Genomic DNA, 15430 nt, shown 5'->3' with positions numbered 1-15430 from the left:
GTCAGACGCGGCCGATGATGGACGCCGTGGCCATCAACTCCTCCAGCAAAGCAAGAGACACCTTGCCTGAAGCCGAATATGGATCGAGCTCAGGCTTTTCCGAATACTTCAGAAGAATGGAATGGTTTAACTTGAGCAGGTTGACCTGACCCATGGTCCAGCCGCCGAACCGACGCTCGGAAATTTCTTCGTAGTCGAGCAGTACCACGTCTTTGTGGCGCGAATCTCTTTGAATGTGGCCGTACAGCTCACTGACGGCGATGCGTCCGCCTTCGATAGCCTGCAAGAAAATACCCGCACCATAGCAAAGAATGCCAGTAATCCCACAAGTCGGGTTGTACTGTCGTGACTGCGCCAAGATGGCATCAATGGCCGCAGGACTGGTGTCCATGGCGCGACTCGCATAAAGCAAACGTACCAACATCGGATTAGCCTTTCTGAGGAATTAACGCGAGGAATTCTCGTCGCAATGCTGAATTTTTAAGGAACACGCCGCGCATGACCGAGTTGATCATTTTGCTGTCCATGTCCTTGACGCCGCGCCACGACATGCAGAAATGACTCGCTTCCATCACGATGGCCAAGCCGTCTGGCTGGGTTTTTTCCATAATCAAATCAGCCAACTGCACCACGGCCTCTTCCTGAATCTGCGGCCGCCCCATCACCCACTCGGCCAGGCGCGCATATTTGGACAGGCCAATTACATTGGTGTGCTCGTTGGGCAGCACCCCAATCCATATTTTTCCAATCACCGGACAAAAATGGTGCGAACAGGCGCTGCGCACGGTGATAGGTCCGACGATCATCAGCTCGTTGAGATGCTCGGCATTTGGAAACTCAGTGATGTTGGGCGGCTGTACATAGCGCCCGTTGAACACCTCGTTCAGATACATTTTTGCCACACGGCGCGCGGTATTGTTGGTGTTATGGTCGCCGACGGTATCGATCACCAAGCTGTCGAGCACGCCCTGCATTTTGACTTCAACTTCGTCAAGCAGCTTTTCCAACTCGCCCGGCTCAATAAACTGGGCAATATTGTCGTTCGCATTGAAGCGCTTACGCGCTTTGGCAAGGCGCTCACGAATCTTGACTGAAACAGGGGTTCCTTCGTCTATCGCGTCTTGGGAAAGCGTGGTAATTTTCATAGGCATGGTAGATATTAACAGTCCACCAAAAAATAGTCTTGTCCCGAAGTTTACAAGGTTTTTAGCTCTGAAGCCTCTATAAGCAGTCATAAGTAGCTATTGTTTTAATAGCGCTAAAACTGTCTCACTTTGAAAACCGCTTTCGTGCCGTGTCGCCGGCTCAGTACCGTTGTCCCGTCACGAGCAGCGCCAGCCGCATCAGGACATAAGCAACCCAACCTTGAATACGCTGAACGAGCGGTCGCTGATAGTAAGCAGCGGGATCTATGCGCCGACCGTGACTGGTCATGGCTTCAGATAAACGCCTTCTCAAATCCTCGGCAAACGCCCTGTCCTCGACCACCACATTCGCCTCTCGAGCCAGCAACAAACTCAAAGGATCAAGGTTGGACGAGCCCACAGTCGCCCAATGCCCATCGACCACCGCTACTTTGGCATGGAGAAAACTCGCGGCATATTCGTAAATTTCGACCCCTGCCTCCAACAAGGCGCCGTACACAGGCCTGGCCGCGTGGTACTGCATGAAGTACTCGTACTTTCCTTGCAGCAGAAGGGTCACCCGCACACCGCGCCTCGCAGCCCTGATGAGCGCGCGACGCAGTTTTCCACCCGGCAAAAAATAGGCATTGGCGATGATGATCTCGTGGCGGGCCTTGCCGATCGCCTTGCGGTACGCGCGTTCGATGCTGGTGCGGTTCAGCAGGTTGTCGCGCAGGATCAGCGCTGCTTTGGGGCGGGGCGTTGTCGCGAAATGGCCGGTCTTGGAACTCGTCGGGACCGCGAGTTGCGCGGTGTCTGTGCGCCCACCGTATCCCGCCGCCTTGAAGGTTTCCCATGCGGTGTTCAAATGCCTCTGCCGCGCGCTGTAACCGGCTTGGACGCGCCACCAGAGTAGGACCATGGCATCGGCCGCATCGAGCGCGAGAGGCCCGGTAACGGCGACCGCAAAATCAAAGCGCGGGGACTGAAGCGCGCCATGCGTGGGATCATAGAAGTCGTCCAGCACATTGATGCCACCACAAAAAACCAGGCGTTGATCGACGACACAGAGCTTGCGATGCAGTCTGCGCCAGCGCTCTGGCACAAGCAGGCTGAGCGCACCCCACCCCGCCAAGCCAACACCAAGCGGTGAGTACACGCACCACTCGACACCCGATTCCGCAAATTTCTTCTGCCACTCGGCAGGCAAAAGAGGGGTGCCGATGCCGTCCACCAGCACCTGAACCGTCACCCCGCGCGCTGCAGCCCTGACCAACGCGTCGGCCACTTCCGCGCCGGCCTCATGAAAATCAAAAATATACGTTTCCAGCTGGATCCACTTTGCTGCGGCATCCAACGCTTTGATCAGCGCCGGAAAAAAAGCCTGCCCACCGTTGAGTAATTGCAGTGCCTCTGACGTCGGGGGTGGGAACATGGTGAAGGGGTTTTTAGCAATGTACCGGGTGAGTGGTTCTCAGCGCGTCAGGGAACGGGTGTTTTGTAAATTGAGTGTCTGATGGCTCCCTGGTTCGTGCGGGGAGCCTGCGGTGCATTGTGCATGCATGCCCGGTAAACAGCCGGTTGAAGTATGCCGCCATCACATTTGAGTCAACCACTGCGGCAGCAGCAGGATGGCTTCAGCGTTGGAAGGAGAAAAACAGCGATCCGCAGCTGCCCGGTAGGGCAGCCACTGCCAAGCCGTGTGCTCGCGCGGATTCAGTGTGACAGCGCGCACTTCAGGCAGCCGCAGACCAAACACATGCTCCGTGTTGTGCGTCACCCCCGCTGCATAACGATGGCGCCAGACCGGATAAATTTCATACACGTTGGAAAGGCCCCAATCGAGGCATTGGGACGATGACGCAACGATGCCTGTTTCCTCCATCACCTCCCGAAGCGCGGTCTGCAAGAATGGCTCGTCGGCCATATCTTTGGAGCCTGTGACGCTCTGCCAGAAACCCGGCTGGTCGGCACGCTCAATCAGCAAAACTTCCAACTGAGGCGTATGAATAACGACCAAAACCGACTCGGGAATCTTGAATCTTTTCAAAATCTTCCCCGGCCGTGTGTCCGCTGTATTTAACGACTAGACAGGCAACGGATTGCGCAGTCGGATATGAAGTTCGCGCAGTTGCTTTTCGTCCACCGGGCTAGGCGCATGGGTCAGCAGGCACTGTGCACGTTGTGTTTTCGGGAAAGCGATCACATCACGAATCGACTCGGCACCCGTCATCATCGTCACGATGCGGTCCAGACCGAATGCCAGACCACCGTGCGGCGGCGCACCATACTGCAGAGCGTCCAGCAAGAAGCCGAACTTCTCCTGGGCCTCCTCGGGACCAATCTTCAGGGCATCGAAGACCTTGCTCTGCACCTCGGCACGGTGAATACGGACTGAACCGCCACCCAGTTCCCACCCGTTGAGTACCATGTCGTAGGCTTTGGAAATGCAACGGCCCGGATCAGTATCCATCCAGTCCTCATGCCCATCCTTGGGGGCCGTGAATGGATGGTGCACGGCACTCCAGCGCTGGCCTTCTTCGTCAAACTCGAACATCGGAAAATCGACCACCCACAACGGCTTCCAGCACTTGGTGAACAAACCGGCTTTTTTGCCGAATTCGCTGTGGCCGACCTTGACGCGCAGGGCACCAATGCTGTCGTTGACCACCTTGCCTTTGTCGGCACCAAAGAAAATCAGATCACCGTTCCCGGCGCCGGTACGCTTGAGAATTTCGGCGATGGCCGCGTCGTGAATATTCTTGACGATGGGGCTCTGCAGACCTTCACGGCCTCGGCTCACATCGTTGACCTTGATCCAGGCCAAACCTTTAGCGCCATAGATCTTGACGAATTCGGTGTACCCGTCAATTTCACTGCGGCTCATCTCGGCCCCCCCCGGCACGCGCAGGGCCACCACGCGGCCCCCGAGGGTAGTGGCTGGCGTACTGAACACCTTGAAGTCAACGCCCACCATGACATCGGTCAGTTCGGTGAACTCAAGGTTTACACGCAGGTCGGGCTTGTCAGAGCCGAAACGATGCATGGCATCGGCATAAGTCATCACAGGGAACTCGCCCAAGTCGGTGTCCAGAACGGTCTTGAAGATGTTGACGATCATCCCCTGGAACAGGTCCCGGATTTCCTGCTCACCCATGAAAGACGTCTCGATATCAATCTGCGTAAATTCAGGCTGCCGGTCGGCACGCAGATCTTCGTCGCGGAAACACTTGGTAATCTGGTAATAACGATCAAAGCCGGCCACCATGAGCAGCTGTTTGAACAACTGGGGGCTCTGTGGAAGCGCAAAAAAGTGTCCTTCATTGACGCGGCTGGGCACCAGGTAGTCGCGCGCCCCTTCGGGGGTGCTTTTGGTCAACATGGGGGTCTCAATGTCGATAAACCCGTTGGCATCGAGAAACTTGCGCGTTTCCATCGCCACGCGGTAGCGCAACATCAAGTTGTTTTGCATGTACGGGCGACGCAGATCCAGAACGCGGTGCGTAAGCCGTGTCGTTTCAGACAGGTTGTCGTCATCCAGCTGGAACGGCGGCGTGACGCTGGGGTTGAGCACGATCAGTTCGTGACACAGCACTTCGACCTTACCGCTTTTCAGGTTGTCGTTGGTCGTGCCTTCGGGGCGCGCGCGCACCACGCCTTTGACCTGAACGCAAAACTCGTTGCGCACGCCTTCAGCAGTCGCGAACATGTCGGCGCGATCCGGATCACATACCACCTGCACATAGCCTTCGCGGTCACGCAAGTCGATGAAAATCACGCCGCCGTGATCGCGCCGACGGTTTACCCACCCGCAAAGGCTGACAGTTTGGCCCGTCAGACTCTCGGTCACCAGACCGCAATAATTTGTACGCATTTTAGAAACTTGTGTGTCCGCGATAGCCATAAAAAAAACTTTAACTTTCAGCGCCTCTCGCGCAGTTTTGCAGTTTCGCCGTCTATAGAGGGGGAGTCAGCGGTTGAGCAACAGGCCTTGCAGGAACGACAACGCCCATTGAAATCACGTAAGTCAGCGCCTGATCGACACTCATTTTCAATTCAATGCAGTCCGATTTTTTCAGCATCACGAAGTAGCCACCGGTTGGGTTCGGCGTCGTCGGAACATAGACACTCAGATAGTCGCCGTGCAAATGGTTAATCACATCCCCGCCGGGCACACCCGTCAGGAAACCAATTGTCCAGACGCCTTCACGCGGCCACTGCACCAGTAAAGCCTTGCGAAAGGCGTTGCCATTTTCTGAAAACAAGGTATCTGAGACCTGCTTCACGCTGGAATAAATGGACCGCACAATAGGAATACGGCGCAGCAGGGAATTGCCCCAGCCACCCAGCTTCTTGCCGAAGAAGTTGCTGGCGATGGCGCCCATCAGCAGCACAATCCCCAAGGTTAGCAACACGCCGAATCCAGGAATATGAAAACCCAGCAGCTTGTCGGGATGCCAGGCGGACGGAAGAATCAACAGCGTCTTGTCTAACGTTCCAACAATCCAGTCGAGCACACCCAGGGTAATACCCAAGGGCACCAGCACCAGGAGTCCGGCTAAAAGCCAACGGCGAATGGAGCTCATCACTAGGCTTTGGAAGAAGATTCGCCGTTTGCGGCCTTGCTGGCTGGCGCTACAGGTGCCGCCGCAGGGGTAGCAGCCACCGGAGTGCCAGCCGGAGTACTCGCTGCGCTGGCATCGGCGGCTTTGCCGTCCCCAGCCGCGGTGCCTGGCGGCTCGGAATCGGCGGACTTGGAGCTTTGCGCCCCGCTATTGCCACCGCGGAAATCGGTCACATACCAGCCCGAGCCCTTGAGCTGGAAGCCAGCTGCCGTGACCTGCTTTTTAAAGCTGGGCTTTCCGCACTGGGGGCAGACTGTCAAAGGCGCATCCGACATTTTTTGCAAGGTGTCCTTGGCATACCCACAGGACTCGCATTTATAGGCGTAGATTGGCATAGTGCTAGAGGTGATGTCTTGGAAGTTAAGGCACGCTACGGGCGAGGAGGTGCAAAGCCTTTAATTATAAGGGTTGCACCGCGGCCGCAGTGAATAGCCCTGACACCTCCGAAAGCGCGTGGCTTGACGCGGCTGCCCTCAGAAAACGCGAATCCTGAGCACGAATTGCATCGCGATCAAGCCCAGTACAAAGCCCAAGCCGCCATAAATCAGGCTTTGCAGGAGTTTGTTGGTCCGCTTTTGTTCGGCCAGCAGTTCGTTAAGCTCGCGGCGGTTCAGCCCGGGGACAGCTTTCAGATATTGCGACAGCAAACGTGGCAGGCCGGGCAGAAGTTTTGCGTAGGTCGGCGCCTCGGCTTTCAGCTGAGCCAGTAGCTTTTCAGGCCCCACCTGCTCCAGCATCCACCGTTCAAGAAATGGCTTTGCAGTGCTCCATAGGTCCAGGTCGGGATCAAGATCACGCCCCAAACCTTCGATGTTGAGAAGGGTTTTTTGCAGCAGCACCAACTGAGGCTGAATTTCTACCTGAAAACGGCGTGAGGTTTGAAACAGCCGCATCAACACCAGACCGAGCGAAAGTTCTTTCAGAGGGCGGTCGAAATAGGGCTCACAGCAGGCCCGTATAGCGGCCTCCAGTTCATCTACACGGGTCGTGGCAGGTACCCAGCCAGACTCAAGATGCAACTCGGCCACGCGTTTATAGTCGCGCTGGAAAAAAGCGCTGAAATTTTGCGCTAAATACTCTTTGTCCACTTCGGTGAGCGTACCCACAATCCCGAAATCGAGCGAAATATAGCGCCCGAATGTCTCAGGTGCCAAACTGATCTGAATATTGCCTGGGTGCATGTCCGCATGGAAAAAGCCATCACGAAAGACCTGAGTGAAGAAAATCGTGACACCGTCGCGTGCCAACTTCTTCATGTCCACCCCCGCATCGCGCAATCGCTGCGTCTGGCCTATGGGCACACCTTTCATGCGCTGCATCACCATGACATCCGGCATGCAGTAGTCCCAATACATCTCGGGAATCATCACGAGATTCAGGCTCTGCATATTGCGTCGCAGTTGCGCGGCATTGGAAGCCTCGCGCACTAAATCCAGCTCGTCATGAAGATATTTGTCGAACTCTGCCACCACTTCACGAGGCTTGAGTCGCTTGCCATCCGCCGATGCCCTTTCGGCCCAGCCAGCCATCATGTGCAACAGCGCCAGATCCTTTTCGATGGCAGGCTTCATGTTGGGCCGCAAAACCTTGACCGCCACTTCGCGGCCATCAGGCAGGGTGGCAAAGTGAACCTGGGCAATCGACGCGCTAGCGATGGGTGTCTGCTCAAAGGTCGCAAAGATGCGGTTTAAAGGCCTGCCAAACGCTTTTTCGATAATCGCAACCGCTACGGCGGATTCGAAAGGCGGCACCCGATCCTGCAGGCGTGCAAGTTCGTCAGCGATATCTGGGGGCAGCAAGTCGCGGCGGGTAGACATCACCTGCCCAAACTTGACGAAAATCGGGCCCAACCGTTCGAGCGCCTCTCGCAGGCGCTCCCCACGCGGCGCTTTCAGATTTCGTCCCACCGAGACAAGGCGAGTCAGCAATCGGACCCAGGGCCGTTCGAAGCTTGACAGGACCAATTCATCAAGACCGAACCGAAAAACAGTCCAGGCGATAAAACAGCCCCTGAAGAACCTGCTCATTCAGAACCCTTTGCGGTGGCGCCAGCCCCTCCGTCTTTAGCTTCGCTCACCGAAGGCACTGATTCACCTTGGGGCGATACGCCGCTGCGTTCCGGCCCGGGAGTCGGCGCTGTAGAAGAATAAGAGGCCGGCGGCTGAGGCGCTCGAGCCAGAAACTGTTTCAGGCCAACCATCAGCCGCCGACCCGTGTCGGCCAGCGCATGTGCTGGTGCATCGCCCACCAGGCGGGACAGATCTTCTTCTGCATCCCATCGGAGATTTTCGGCCAGCCATCCTACCTCGGCTGCCAGTTGAACATCTCCTTCGATTTTGACCGGGGGCGCCTTGCCAGCCAAAGCAGACTGCACCATCACCAGCGGCGACTCGGTGACCAACGACAGCAAAAGATCCGGTTTCGCGGAGGGTGGGGCTCGGTCAACGAGCCCGGCGGGGGTGACCACCAAATCCACCGCAAACAAACCCCATCGAACATGGACGACGCGACCCTTTTGCCGTAACAGCCGGTCTTGCGCCTGTTTTTCCTGCATCAGGACATGGTTCAAAAAAAGCACCAGTCGCTGCTGGCCTTCGTCAACCACCCAGGCGGGAGGCTGAAAACGACTGACGAGGGACTCTAAAAAAGGAAAAGGGGACGTGTTATTCATACGTCCCCGATTTTGCAGGATAAAAAGGCCTTTGCCTCAAGTGCCCTTCACTTACCCGTTAGTTCATGTTGCCGGCTATCCCGCATTAAATCGTTTTTGCATTCAAATTACTGCAATGCCTGTACGCCAGCAACCAGCCATCCCCCACCGCTGCGCGGCTTGGTCATGTTCCAGACTTCCCGGAAAGGGCTGGCGCCTGCAGACGCGTCTTCTCGGATCATGCCGGAGAACTCCACGCTGGCCATGTACACATCGTCAAGCTCCTCGATGCCGAGAAGCTTTGCATCAAGCATCACCACCTCGGTTTTATTGGCGACGCCGCCGGTATGCGATTCCCGATCGCCCAGTTGAGTCTTTATCTGCTGGAGCATGTCGTCCGTCATCATGGCGCGCAAATTCTGAATGTCCGAGCGATCCCAGGCGTCTTGCAGCGTCACGAAATTCAATTTGCACGCTTTAAGGAAACCTTCGGCATCAAAACCTGCCGGAACGCCCCAGGACTGGGACCCCAGCAGCGTCGACCCGATCATGGATCCAGCCTCAGGCGCACCGGCTTGAGGCCTGTTGGCATCAAAGGCCGTGCCGCTGCGCTCCCAGGGCCGCGCTGATGCGTCATTGCCGACGTTTCCGGGGTTGTAGCTTTTAGGAGCGGTGGCATTGGTGGGGCTACCGGCTCCCTGGAAAGCAAAGGGCGATTGCGAAGACGCGCCGCTTGAGGCGTTGCCCGCCCCACCCTTCAGCCGGCGCATCACGAAGCCAATCACCCCCATAACGACCACCGCCAGCAAGGCAAACATGATGATCTGACCGAGTGCTCCTCCCAAGCCCAATGACGATGCCAGCCACGCCAGGCCCAAGCCCGCTGCAAGACCGCCCAACATGGCGCCCCATGGTTTTCTCGGTGCCACAGGAGCCGGTGTTGCGGCCGGGGCCGCCGGCTTAACTGCAGAATTCGTATTGCTCGGGGCCGTTTGACGCTGTGTCACGTTGGACGACTGCCGGCCAAAGGACGTGCCACCGCCCATCCGCTTGGCGTCAGCCGCAGTTCCTGCCAAAGCCAGGGTTACGGCGAGCACCGCGGGAAGAATTACTGACCAAATTTTCATATAGTCTCCTTAATCACAACTTAATTACGCAGCGAGCGCAATTCAAGGCCTAAAAAACACTTCAACACTTGATTCCAACATGCAACGCCACCACACCGCCCGCCATGTTGTGATAGTCCACATGACCAAAGCCGCTTTTCCGCATAAGGGCTTTGAGTTCTTCTTGGCTGGGATGCATTCGAATGGACTCGGCCAGGTACTGGTAACTCGAATCATCATTGGCCACCAATTTTCCGAGCTTGGGCAATACCTTGAATGAATACCAGTCATAAATCTTTTCCAGCGGCTTGGCCACCTTAGAAAACTCCAAAACCAACAGTTTTCCGCCCGCCTTCAGCACCCGATTCATTTCAAGCAGGGCCGCCTCTTTATGTGTCATGTTGCGCAACCCGAATGCCACTGTCACCAAATCAAAACTGGCATCCGGAAACGGTAACCGTTCAGCGTCGCAAACCAATGTCGGCAGGCTTACACCGGCGTCCAGCAGTCGGTTGCGCCCTTCCCGGAGCATCGCTTCGTTAATGTCGGTGTGCACCACACGCCCGCTGGCTCCGACCTGGGGCGCGAACGCCAACGCCAAATCACCTGTCCCACCCGCAATATCAAGCACTTGCTGGCCCTCTTTGACGTTGGCCACCATCACGGTGTAAGCCTTCCAAGCTCGATGAAGACCCAGTGACATCAGGTCGTTCATTACGTCGTATTTGGGCGCTACGGAATCGAACACACTGCGGACGCGGCGTGCCTTGTCCTGCTCGTCCACCGATTCAAAGCCGAAATGGGTACTTGTCATAAATGGATACTAGAGGGCAAAGCCCGAATTGATCGTGACGACCCCTGGTGATCCAGGGTATTGCCAGATTTTATGCTGGAAAAACAACAGTAAATTGGGATCGGCAGCCCTGCTGTGAGGTCCTAGAAACGAGCCTTCATCACCCTCAATCTCAGTGATTGCCACAGGCATGACCGCTTGCATCGATCATGGGTGCATCGCGCTCGATGCCTGCGGCCTGCAAGCGCCGGTTGTAGTCGTCCCAAAGGCGGTTTTGTTCCGATCCGAGGTAATACAAGTAATCCCAGGAAAAGATCCCGCTTTCGTGACCATCCGAAAAAACCGGTTTAACCGCGTAATTACCAGTGGGTTCCAAATCGAGAATAGTCACTTCACGCTTGCCGGTTTGCAATACTTCTTGCCCCGGCCCGTGGCCCTGAACTTCTGCGGAAGGTGAGTAGACGCGCATCAATTCAAATGGAATACTGAATTTGGCGCCGTCGGAAAAAGCCATTTCGAGAACGTGGGACTGACTGTGAACCGTCAGTGCGGTGGGAGTCGGTGCCCCGGCTTGAAGACCTGCCATGTGGTATCTCTCTTTCTAAAAAAACAAACACGTCCGGCGCGTCAGTGCGCCATTTGTTGGCCGATCAATCGATTGACCTGCAAGCAACGTGACGCGATGGTCGATAACTTTTCGACCGCTGGCGGACGTTGCGGCGCGCTCCAGACCGACGAAGGAAAATGGCTGTCCCAATCGAAACGGGCAATCACGTGCCAATGCAGGTGCGGCACCGCGTTTCCGAAAGCAGCCAAGTTGATCTTGGTGGGCCGCAGCTCACTGATCAGGATCTGCTCGACCTCGACCACTGCACGCGTGCAAATATCGCGCTCAGCTGGCAAGAGATCAGAAAACTCCGCCACATGCCGGTTCCAGACCACGCGATAAAAAGCCGGAAAGCCCGCTTCGTCGGCTTGAATCACCCGCAAATGCTCGTTGCGAAAAACCATCAGACCTCCATCGGTTTCACACAATGGGCAAAGAGCAACCGTCTTCATTGCGCTACACCAGAACCCGTTCGATTCCGCCGTGGTTAGCCGCTTCCACGTAGTTTGGCAGCCACTCCTTGCCGAGTATCTGATTTGCCATTTCCACCACGATGTAGTCCGCTTCGAGCAAGCCATTTTTCATGTCGTTGCCATAGCGCAGCAAGCCTTGCAGGCAGCTCGGGCAACTGGTCAGGATCTTGACATTTTCCTTCTCGCCCAAAGCGCCCGAAGCCCGCAACTCGCTTTCGCCTTTTTGCAATTCTTCTTCTTTGCGAAAGCGAATCTGGGTTGAGATGTCGGGGCGCGTGACGCCCAGCGTGCCTGATTCTCCGCAGCACCGCTCGTTTTTGAGGACGTTATCGCCGAGCAGTGCCTTGACCGTTTTCATGGGTTCCTGAAGCTTCATCGGACTGTGGCAAGGATCGTGGTACAGGTAGCCCTTACCAGGCTGGTCGGTCCTGAGCGTAATGCTTTTTTCCAGCAAATACTCGTGAATATCGATGATGCGGCTACCCGGAAAAATCTTTCCGAACTCATACCCCTGCAGCTGGTCGTAGCAAGTGCCGCAGCTGACCACCACGGTCTTGATGTCCAGATAGTTGAGAGTGTTGGCCACCCGGTGGAACAGCACGCGGTTGTCGGTGATGATCTTTTCAGCCTTGTCGAACTGTCCGCTGCCGCGCTGCGGATAACCGCAACACAGGTAGCCGGGTGGCAACACGGTCTGGACACCCGCGTGCCACAGCATGGCTTGCGTCGCCAAACCGACTTGGGAAAAGAGCCGCTCGGAGCCGCAACCCGGAAAATAAAATACCGCTTCAGTCTCCGCTGTGGTTGTTTTCGGATTACGAATAATCGGAACGTAATCCTTGTCTTCAATGTCGAGAAGTGCCCGCGCCGTTTTCTTCGGCAGGCCTCCCGGCATTTTCTTGTTGATGAAGTGAATGATCTGCTCTTTGACCGCTGGCTTGCCGACGGATGCGGGCGGCTGAGCGGTCTGCTTGCGCGCCAGCCCGCGCAACAGGTTATTGGCCAGACGCTGGGCTTTGAAGCCCACATCGACCATGGCACTGCGCATGAATTTGATGGTTTGCGGATTGGTCGCATTGAGGAAAAACATGGCGGCGGCATTGCCCGGCCGGAAAGACTTCTGGCCCATCTTGCGCAACAAATTGCGCATGTTCATGGAGACGTCGCCAAAATCAATATCCACCGGACAAGGCGCCAGACACTTGTGGCATACCGTGCAATGGTCGGCCACATCTTCGAACTCTTCCCAGTGTTTGATGCTGATACCGCGCCGGGTTTGCTCTTCGTACAGGAAGGCCTCGATTAATAGCGATGTCGCCAGAATCTTGTTACGCGGGCTGTACAGCAAGTTGGCGCGCGGCACGTGCGTGGGGCACACCGGCTTGCATTTGCCGCAACGAAGGCAGTCCTTCACGCTGTCAGCGATCGCACCAATGTCAGATTGCTGCATGATCAACGACTCATGGCCCATCAGTCCGAAGCTGGGCGTGTAGGCATTGGTCAAATCCGCTTGAAGCGCCTCCCCATAAAGCGTCGTATGCTCATTATTCCGTAGCAGCTTGCCCTTATTGAAGCGCCCCTCTGGATCAACCCTCAGCTTGTACTCGGTGAACGGGCGGAGCTCTTCGTCGGTCAGGAATTCGAGCTTCGTGATGCCGATGCCGTGCTCGCCGGAAATCACGCCATCCAGAGAGCGGGCCAACGCCATGATGCGCGCAACCGCTTCGTGTGCGGTTTGCAGCATCTCATAGTCGTCGCTGTTGACCGGCAAGTTGGTGTGCACATTGCCGTCACCCGCATGCATGTGCAATGCGGCCCAGACGCGGCCCTTGAGTACGCGCTTATGAATAAGATTGCATTGCTCCAGAACAGGCAGAAACGCGCCGCCGCCAAAAATACCTTGAAGCCGGGCGCGTATCTGCGTTTTCCAACTGGCGCGCAAGGTATGGTCCTGCAGCTGTGGAAAATAAGTGCCCACGCCTTGCAGCCAGCCGGCCCAAAGGGTACGTACTTCGGCAATCATCGCGAGCGCCTGACCAACCCGATCTTCCAGCAACTCGGTTGAAGGGATGTCATTGGCGTCGTCGGATTTACCCAGCGCCAGGTGACCTTTGAGAAAAAAGGCTTCCAGTTCGTCACACAGTTTGATCTTGTTGCGCAGGCTCAACTCAATGTTGATCTGCTCAATACCGTCGGTGTACTCGGCCATACGCGGCAACGGGATCACCACATCTTCATTGATTTTGAAGGCATTCGTGTGTTTGGAGATGGCCGCGGTGCGCTTGCGATCCAGCCAGAACTTCTTGCGCGCTTCGGGACTGATGGCCACAAAACCTTCTCCGCTGCGTGAGTTGGCAATGCGCACAATTTCGCTGGTAGCGCGGGCGACAACGTCCGCGTCGTCGCCAGCGATATCGCCCACCAGCACCATCTTTGGCAACCCGCCACGTTTGGATTTGGTGGCATACCCGACGGCACGCAGGTAGCGGTCGTCCAGATGTTCGAGTCCCGCCAAAATGGCACCACCGCGCTTTTGCTCGGCGAACATGAAATCCTTGATTTCAACAATGCTGGGTACCGCGTCTTTGGCATGGCCAAAAAATTCCATGCAGACCGTGCGCGTGTGGGCAGGCATGCGGTGCACAATCCAGCGCGCGCTGGTGATCAGGCCATCGCAGCCTTCTTTCTGGATACCGGGCAGGCCACTCAAAAACTTGTCCGTCACGTCCTTGCCCAAGCCTTCCTTGCGGAAGGTTTTACCTGGAATATCCAGACGTTCGGAGCGAACCGGTGTTTTGCCATCGGCTTCAAAATACTGCAGCTCAAAACTCGCCATCTCAGTGTCGTGAATCTTGCCCAGGTTGTGCCCCACGCGCGTCACTTCGAGCCACTGGGCCTCGGGCGTCACCATGCGCCATGAGGCCAGGTTGTCCAGCGCAGTACCCCACAACACGGCCTTTTTACCGCCTGCATTCATGGCTATATTGCCGCCGATACAGGAGGCTTCGGCAGATGTCGGGTCCACGGCAAACACGAAACCGCCCCGTTCGGCGGCATCCGCGACGCGTTGAGTGACCACCCCGGCTTCGGTCCACACGGTGGCAACCTTTTGCGCAACGCCCGGCAGCGACACCATTTCCACCTCGGTCATAGCTTCGAGTTTTTCGGTGTTGATGACCGCTGATTTCCAGGTCAATGGAATCGCGCCGCCGGTATAGCCGGTACCTCCGCCGCGCGGAACAATCGTCAGACCCAGCTCTATGCAGGCCCGCACCAGACCGGCCATCTCGACTTCGGTATCGGGGGTCAGCACCACAAAAGGATATTCCACGCGCCAGTCGGTCGCGTCAGTGACATGCGATACGCGTGACAAGCCGTCGAATTTGACGTTGTCTTTGAGGGTCAACTTGCGTAGTTTTCGCGCTGTCTGGTGGCGAAGTTCGGCAATCTCCTCGAACGAATCTGAAAAACGGCTAACTGCGGCCCTGGCGGCCTCCAACAGTTCGCCCACAAGCGCATCGCGCTGCTGATCTGCATCGGGCGAGCGGCGCTTTTCAACCTCCGTGAGGCGGTGTTGCAAGGCCTCTACGAGCAATTTTCGGCGTTTCGGATTTTCCAGCAGATCATCCTGAAGATAAGGATTGCGCTGCACCACCCAGACATCGCCCAGCACCTCGTACAGCATGCGGGCTGAGCGGCCGGTACGTCGTTCGTCGCGCAGGCGGTTTAAGAGATCCCAAGCCCGAGAACCCAACAGACGAATAACCACTTCGCGATCAGAGAAGGAGGTGTAGTTGTAGGGAATCTCTCGGATCCGAACTTCGTCATGCTTTGCGTTGTCGGCAAAAACAGTTAATTCTTGAATAGTAGTAGGGGCATTCATTGTGAAAAGCCAGCCGCTTCAAACCCACGTCCGGGGCTGGTCCTTGATGTTACCGCAGCGCAGCATTCGCGGAAGAGACGCTTGAATGCCCTCATGGAAACCCCGCTTGTTTAAAAATTACCCTGTCGCTTAAATGGATCTGTCACAAACAGTTTTTAGACTGTCTGAT

At 56.3% G+C, this 15430-nt stretch carries 14 protein-coding genes; all 14 read right to left on the bottom strand.

Annotated features, from left to right (window positions below; genetic code table 11):
* Nucleotide 1 precedes the first annotated feature (1 nt).
* A complete protein-coding gene (locus tag HHJ16_RS10520) occupies nucleotides 2–424 on the bottom strand; it encodes a BLUF domain-containing protein (protein ID WP_293642682.1) in 423 nt (140 codons plus the stop codon).
* Nucleotides 425–428: 4 nt separating this feature from the next.
* The gene (gene folE / locus HHJ16_RS10515; protein WP_293642680.1) at nucleotides 429–1151 is read right to left on the bottom strand and encodes a GTP cyclohydrolase I; all 723 of its coding nucleotides are present in this window, start codon (nucleotides 1149–1151) and stop codon (nucleotides 429–431) included.
* 154 nt (nucleotides 1152–1305) lie between these two features.
* Nucleotides 1306–2559: a cardiolipin synthase ClsB gene (gene clsB / locus HHJ16_RS10510; RefSeq protein ID WP_293642678.1), complete on the bottom strand. Its 1254-nt coding sequence runs from the start codon at nucleotides 2557–2559 to the stop codon at nucleotides 1306–1308.
* 162 nt (nucleotides 2560–2721) lie between these two features.
* Nucleotides 2722–3174, bottom strand: coding sequence for a dihydroneopterin triphosphate diphosphatase (nudB, locus tag HHJ16_RS10505; RefSeq protein WP_293642676.1), 453 nt, complete (start codon nucleotides 3172–3174; stop codon nucleotides 2722–2724).
* Nucleotides 3175–3210: 36 nt separating this feature from the next.
* Entirely contained in the window at nucleotides 3211–5028 is a 1818-nt protein-coding gene (gene aspS / locus HHJ16_RS10500; protein ID WP_293642675.1) for an aspartate--tRNA ligase, read from the bottom strand.
* A 52-nt stretch (nucleotides 5029–5080) separates the two neighbouring features.
* On the bottom strand, nucleotides 5081–5710 hold the full coding sequence (locus HHJ16_RS10495; RefSeq protein ID WP_293642674.1) for a DUF502 domain-containing protein: 630 nt from the start codon (nucleotides 5708–5710) through the stop codon (nucleotides 5081–5083).
* Nucleotides 5711–5712: 2 nt separating this feature from the next.
* Nucleotides 5713–6084, bottom strand: coding sequence for an FmdB family zinc ribbon protein (locus HHJ16_RS10490; RefSeq protein ID WP_293642672.1), 372 nt, complete (start codon nucleotides 6082–6084; stop codon nucleotides 5713–5715).
* A 138-nt stretch (nucleotides 6085–6222) separates the two neighbouring features.
* Nucleotides 6223–7776 carry a ubiquinone biosynthesis regulatory protein kinase UbiB gene (gene ubiB, locus HHJ16_RS10485; RefSeq protein WP_293642671.1) on the bottom strand — a complete coding sequence of 518 codons (1554 nt, stop codon included), beginning with the start codon at nucleotides 7774–7776 and terminating at the stop codon, nucleotides 6223–6225.
* Nucleotides 7773–8420 (bottom strand): hypothetical protein, encoded by a 648-nt coding sequence (locus HHJ16_RS10480; RefSeq protein WP_293642670.1) that lies wholly within the window; start codon nucleotides 8418–8420, stop codon nucleotides 7773–7775. The genes ubiB and HHJ16_RS10480 overlap by 4 nt, the downstream gene beginning before the upstream one ends.
* Nucleotides 8421–8527: 107 nt before the next feature.
* Nucleotides 8528–9526: a TIM44-like domain-containing protein gene (locus tag HHJ16_RS10475; RefSeq protein ID WP_293642668.1), complete on the bottom strand. Its 999-nt coding sequence runs from the start codon at nucleotides 9524–9526 to the stop codon at nucleotides 8528–8530.
* Between the two features lie 61 nt (nucleotides 9527–9587).
* Nucleotides 9588–10319 carry a bifunctional demethylmenaquinone methyltransferase/2-methoxy-6-polyprenyl-1,4-benzoquinol methylase UbiE gene (gene ubiE, locus HHJ16_RS10470; RefSeq protein WP_293642666.1) on the bottom strand — a complete coding sequence of 244 codons (732 nt, stop codon included), beginning with the start codon at nucleotides 10317–10319 and terminating at the stop codon, nucleotides 9588–9590.
* Nucleotides 10320–10470: 151 nt separating this feature from the next.
* Nucleotides 10471–10884 carry a DUF971 domain-containing protein gene (locus tag HHJ16_RS10465; RefSeq protein WP_293642664.1) on the bottom strand — a complete coding sequence of 138 codons (414 nt, stop codon included), beginning with the start codon at nucleotides 10882–10884 and terminating at the stop codon, nucleotides 10471–10473.
* A 41-nt stretch (nucleotides 10885–10925) separates the two neighbouring features.
* Nucleotides 10926–11357 (bottom strand): HIT family protein, encoded by a 432-nt coding sequence (locus HHJ16_RS10460; protein ID WP_293642662.1) that lies wholly within the window; start codon nucleotides 11355–11357, stop codon nucleotides 10926–10928.
* 4 nt (nucleotides 11358–11361) lie between these two features.
* Entirely contained in the window at nucleotides 11362–15261 is a 3900-nt protein-coding gene (locus HHJ16_RS10455) for a DUF3683 domain-containing protein (RefSeq protein WP_293642660.1), read from the bottom strand.
* Nucleotides 15262–15430: the final 169 nt, after the last annotated feature.

It is taken from the genome of Polaromonas sp., assembly GCF_012927485.1.
Lineage (GTDB): Bacteria > Pseudomonadota > Gammaproteobacteria > Burkholderiales > Burkholderiaceae_C > Polaromonas.
The sequence above is the reverse complement of the archived record's forward strand: the minus strand, read 5'-3'. Positions and strand labels throughout refer to the sequence as shown.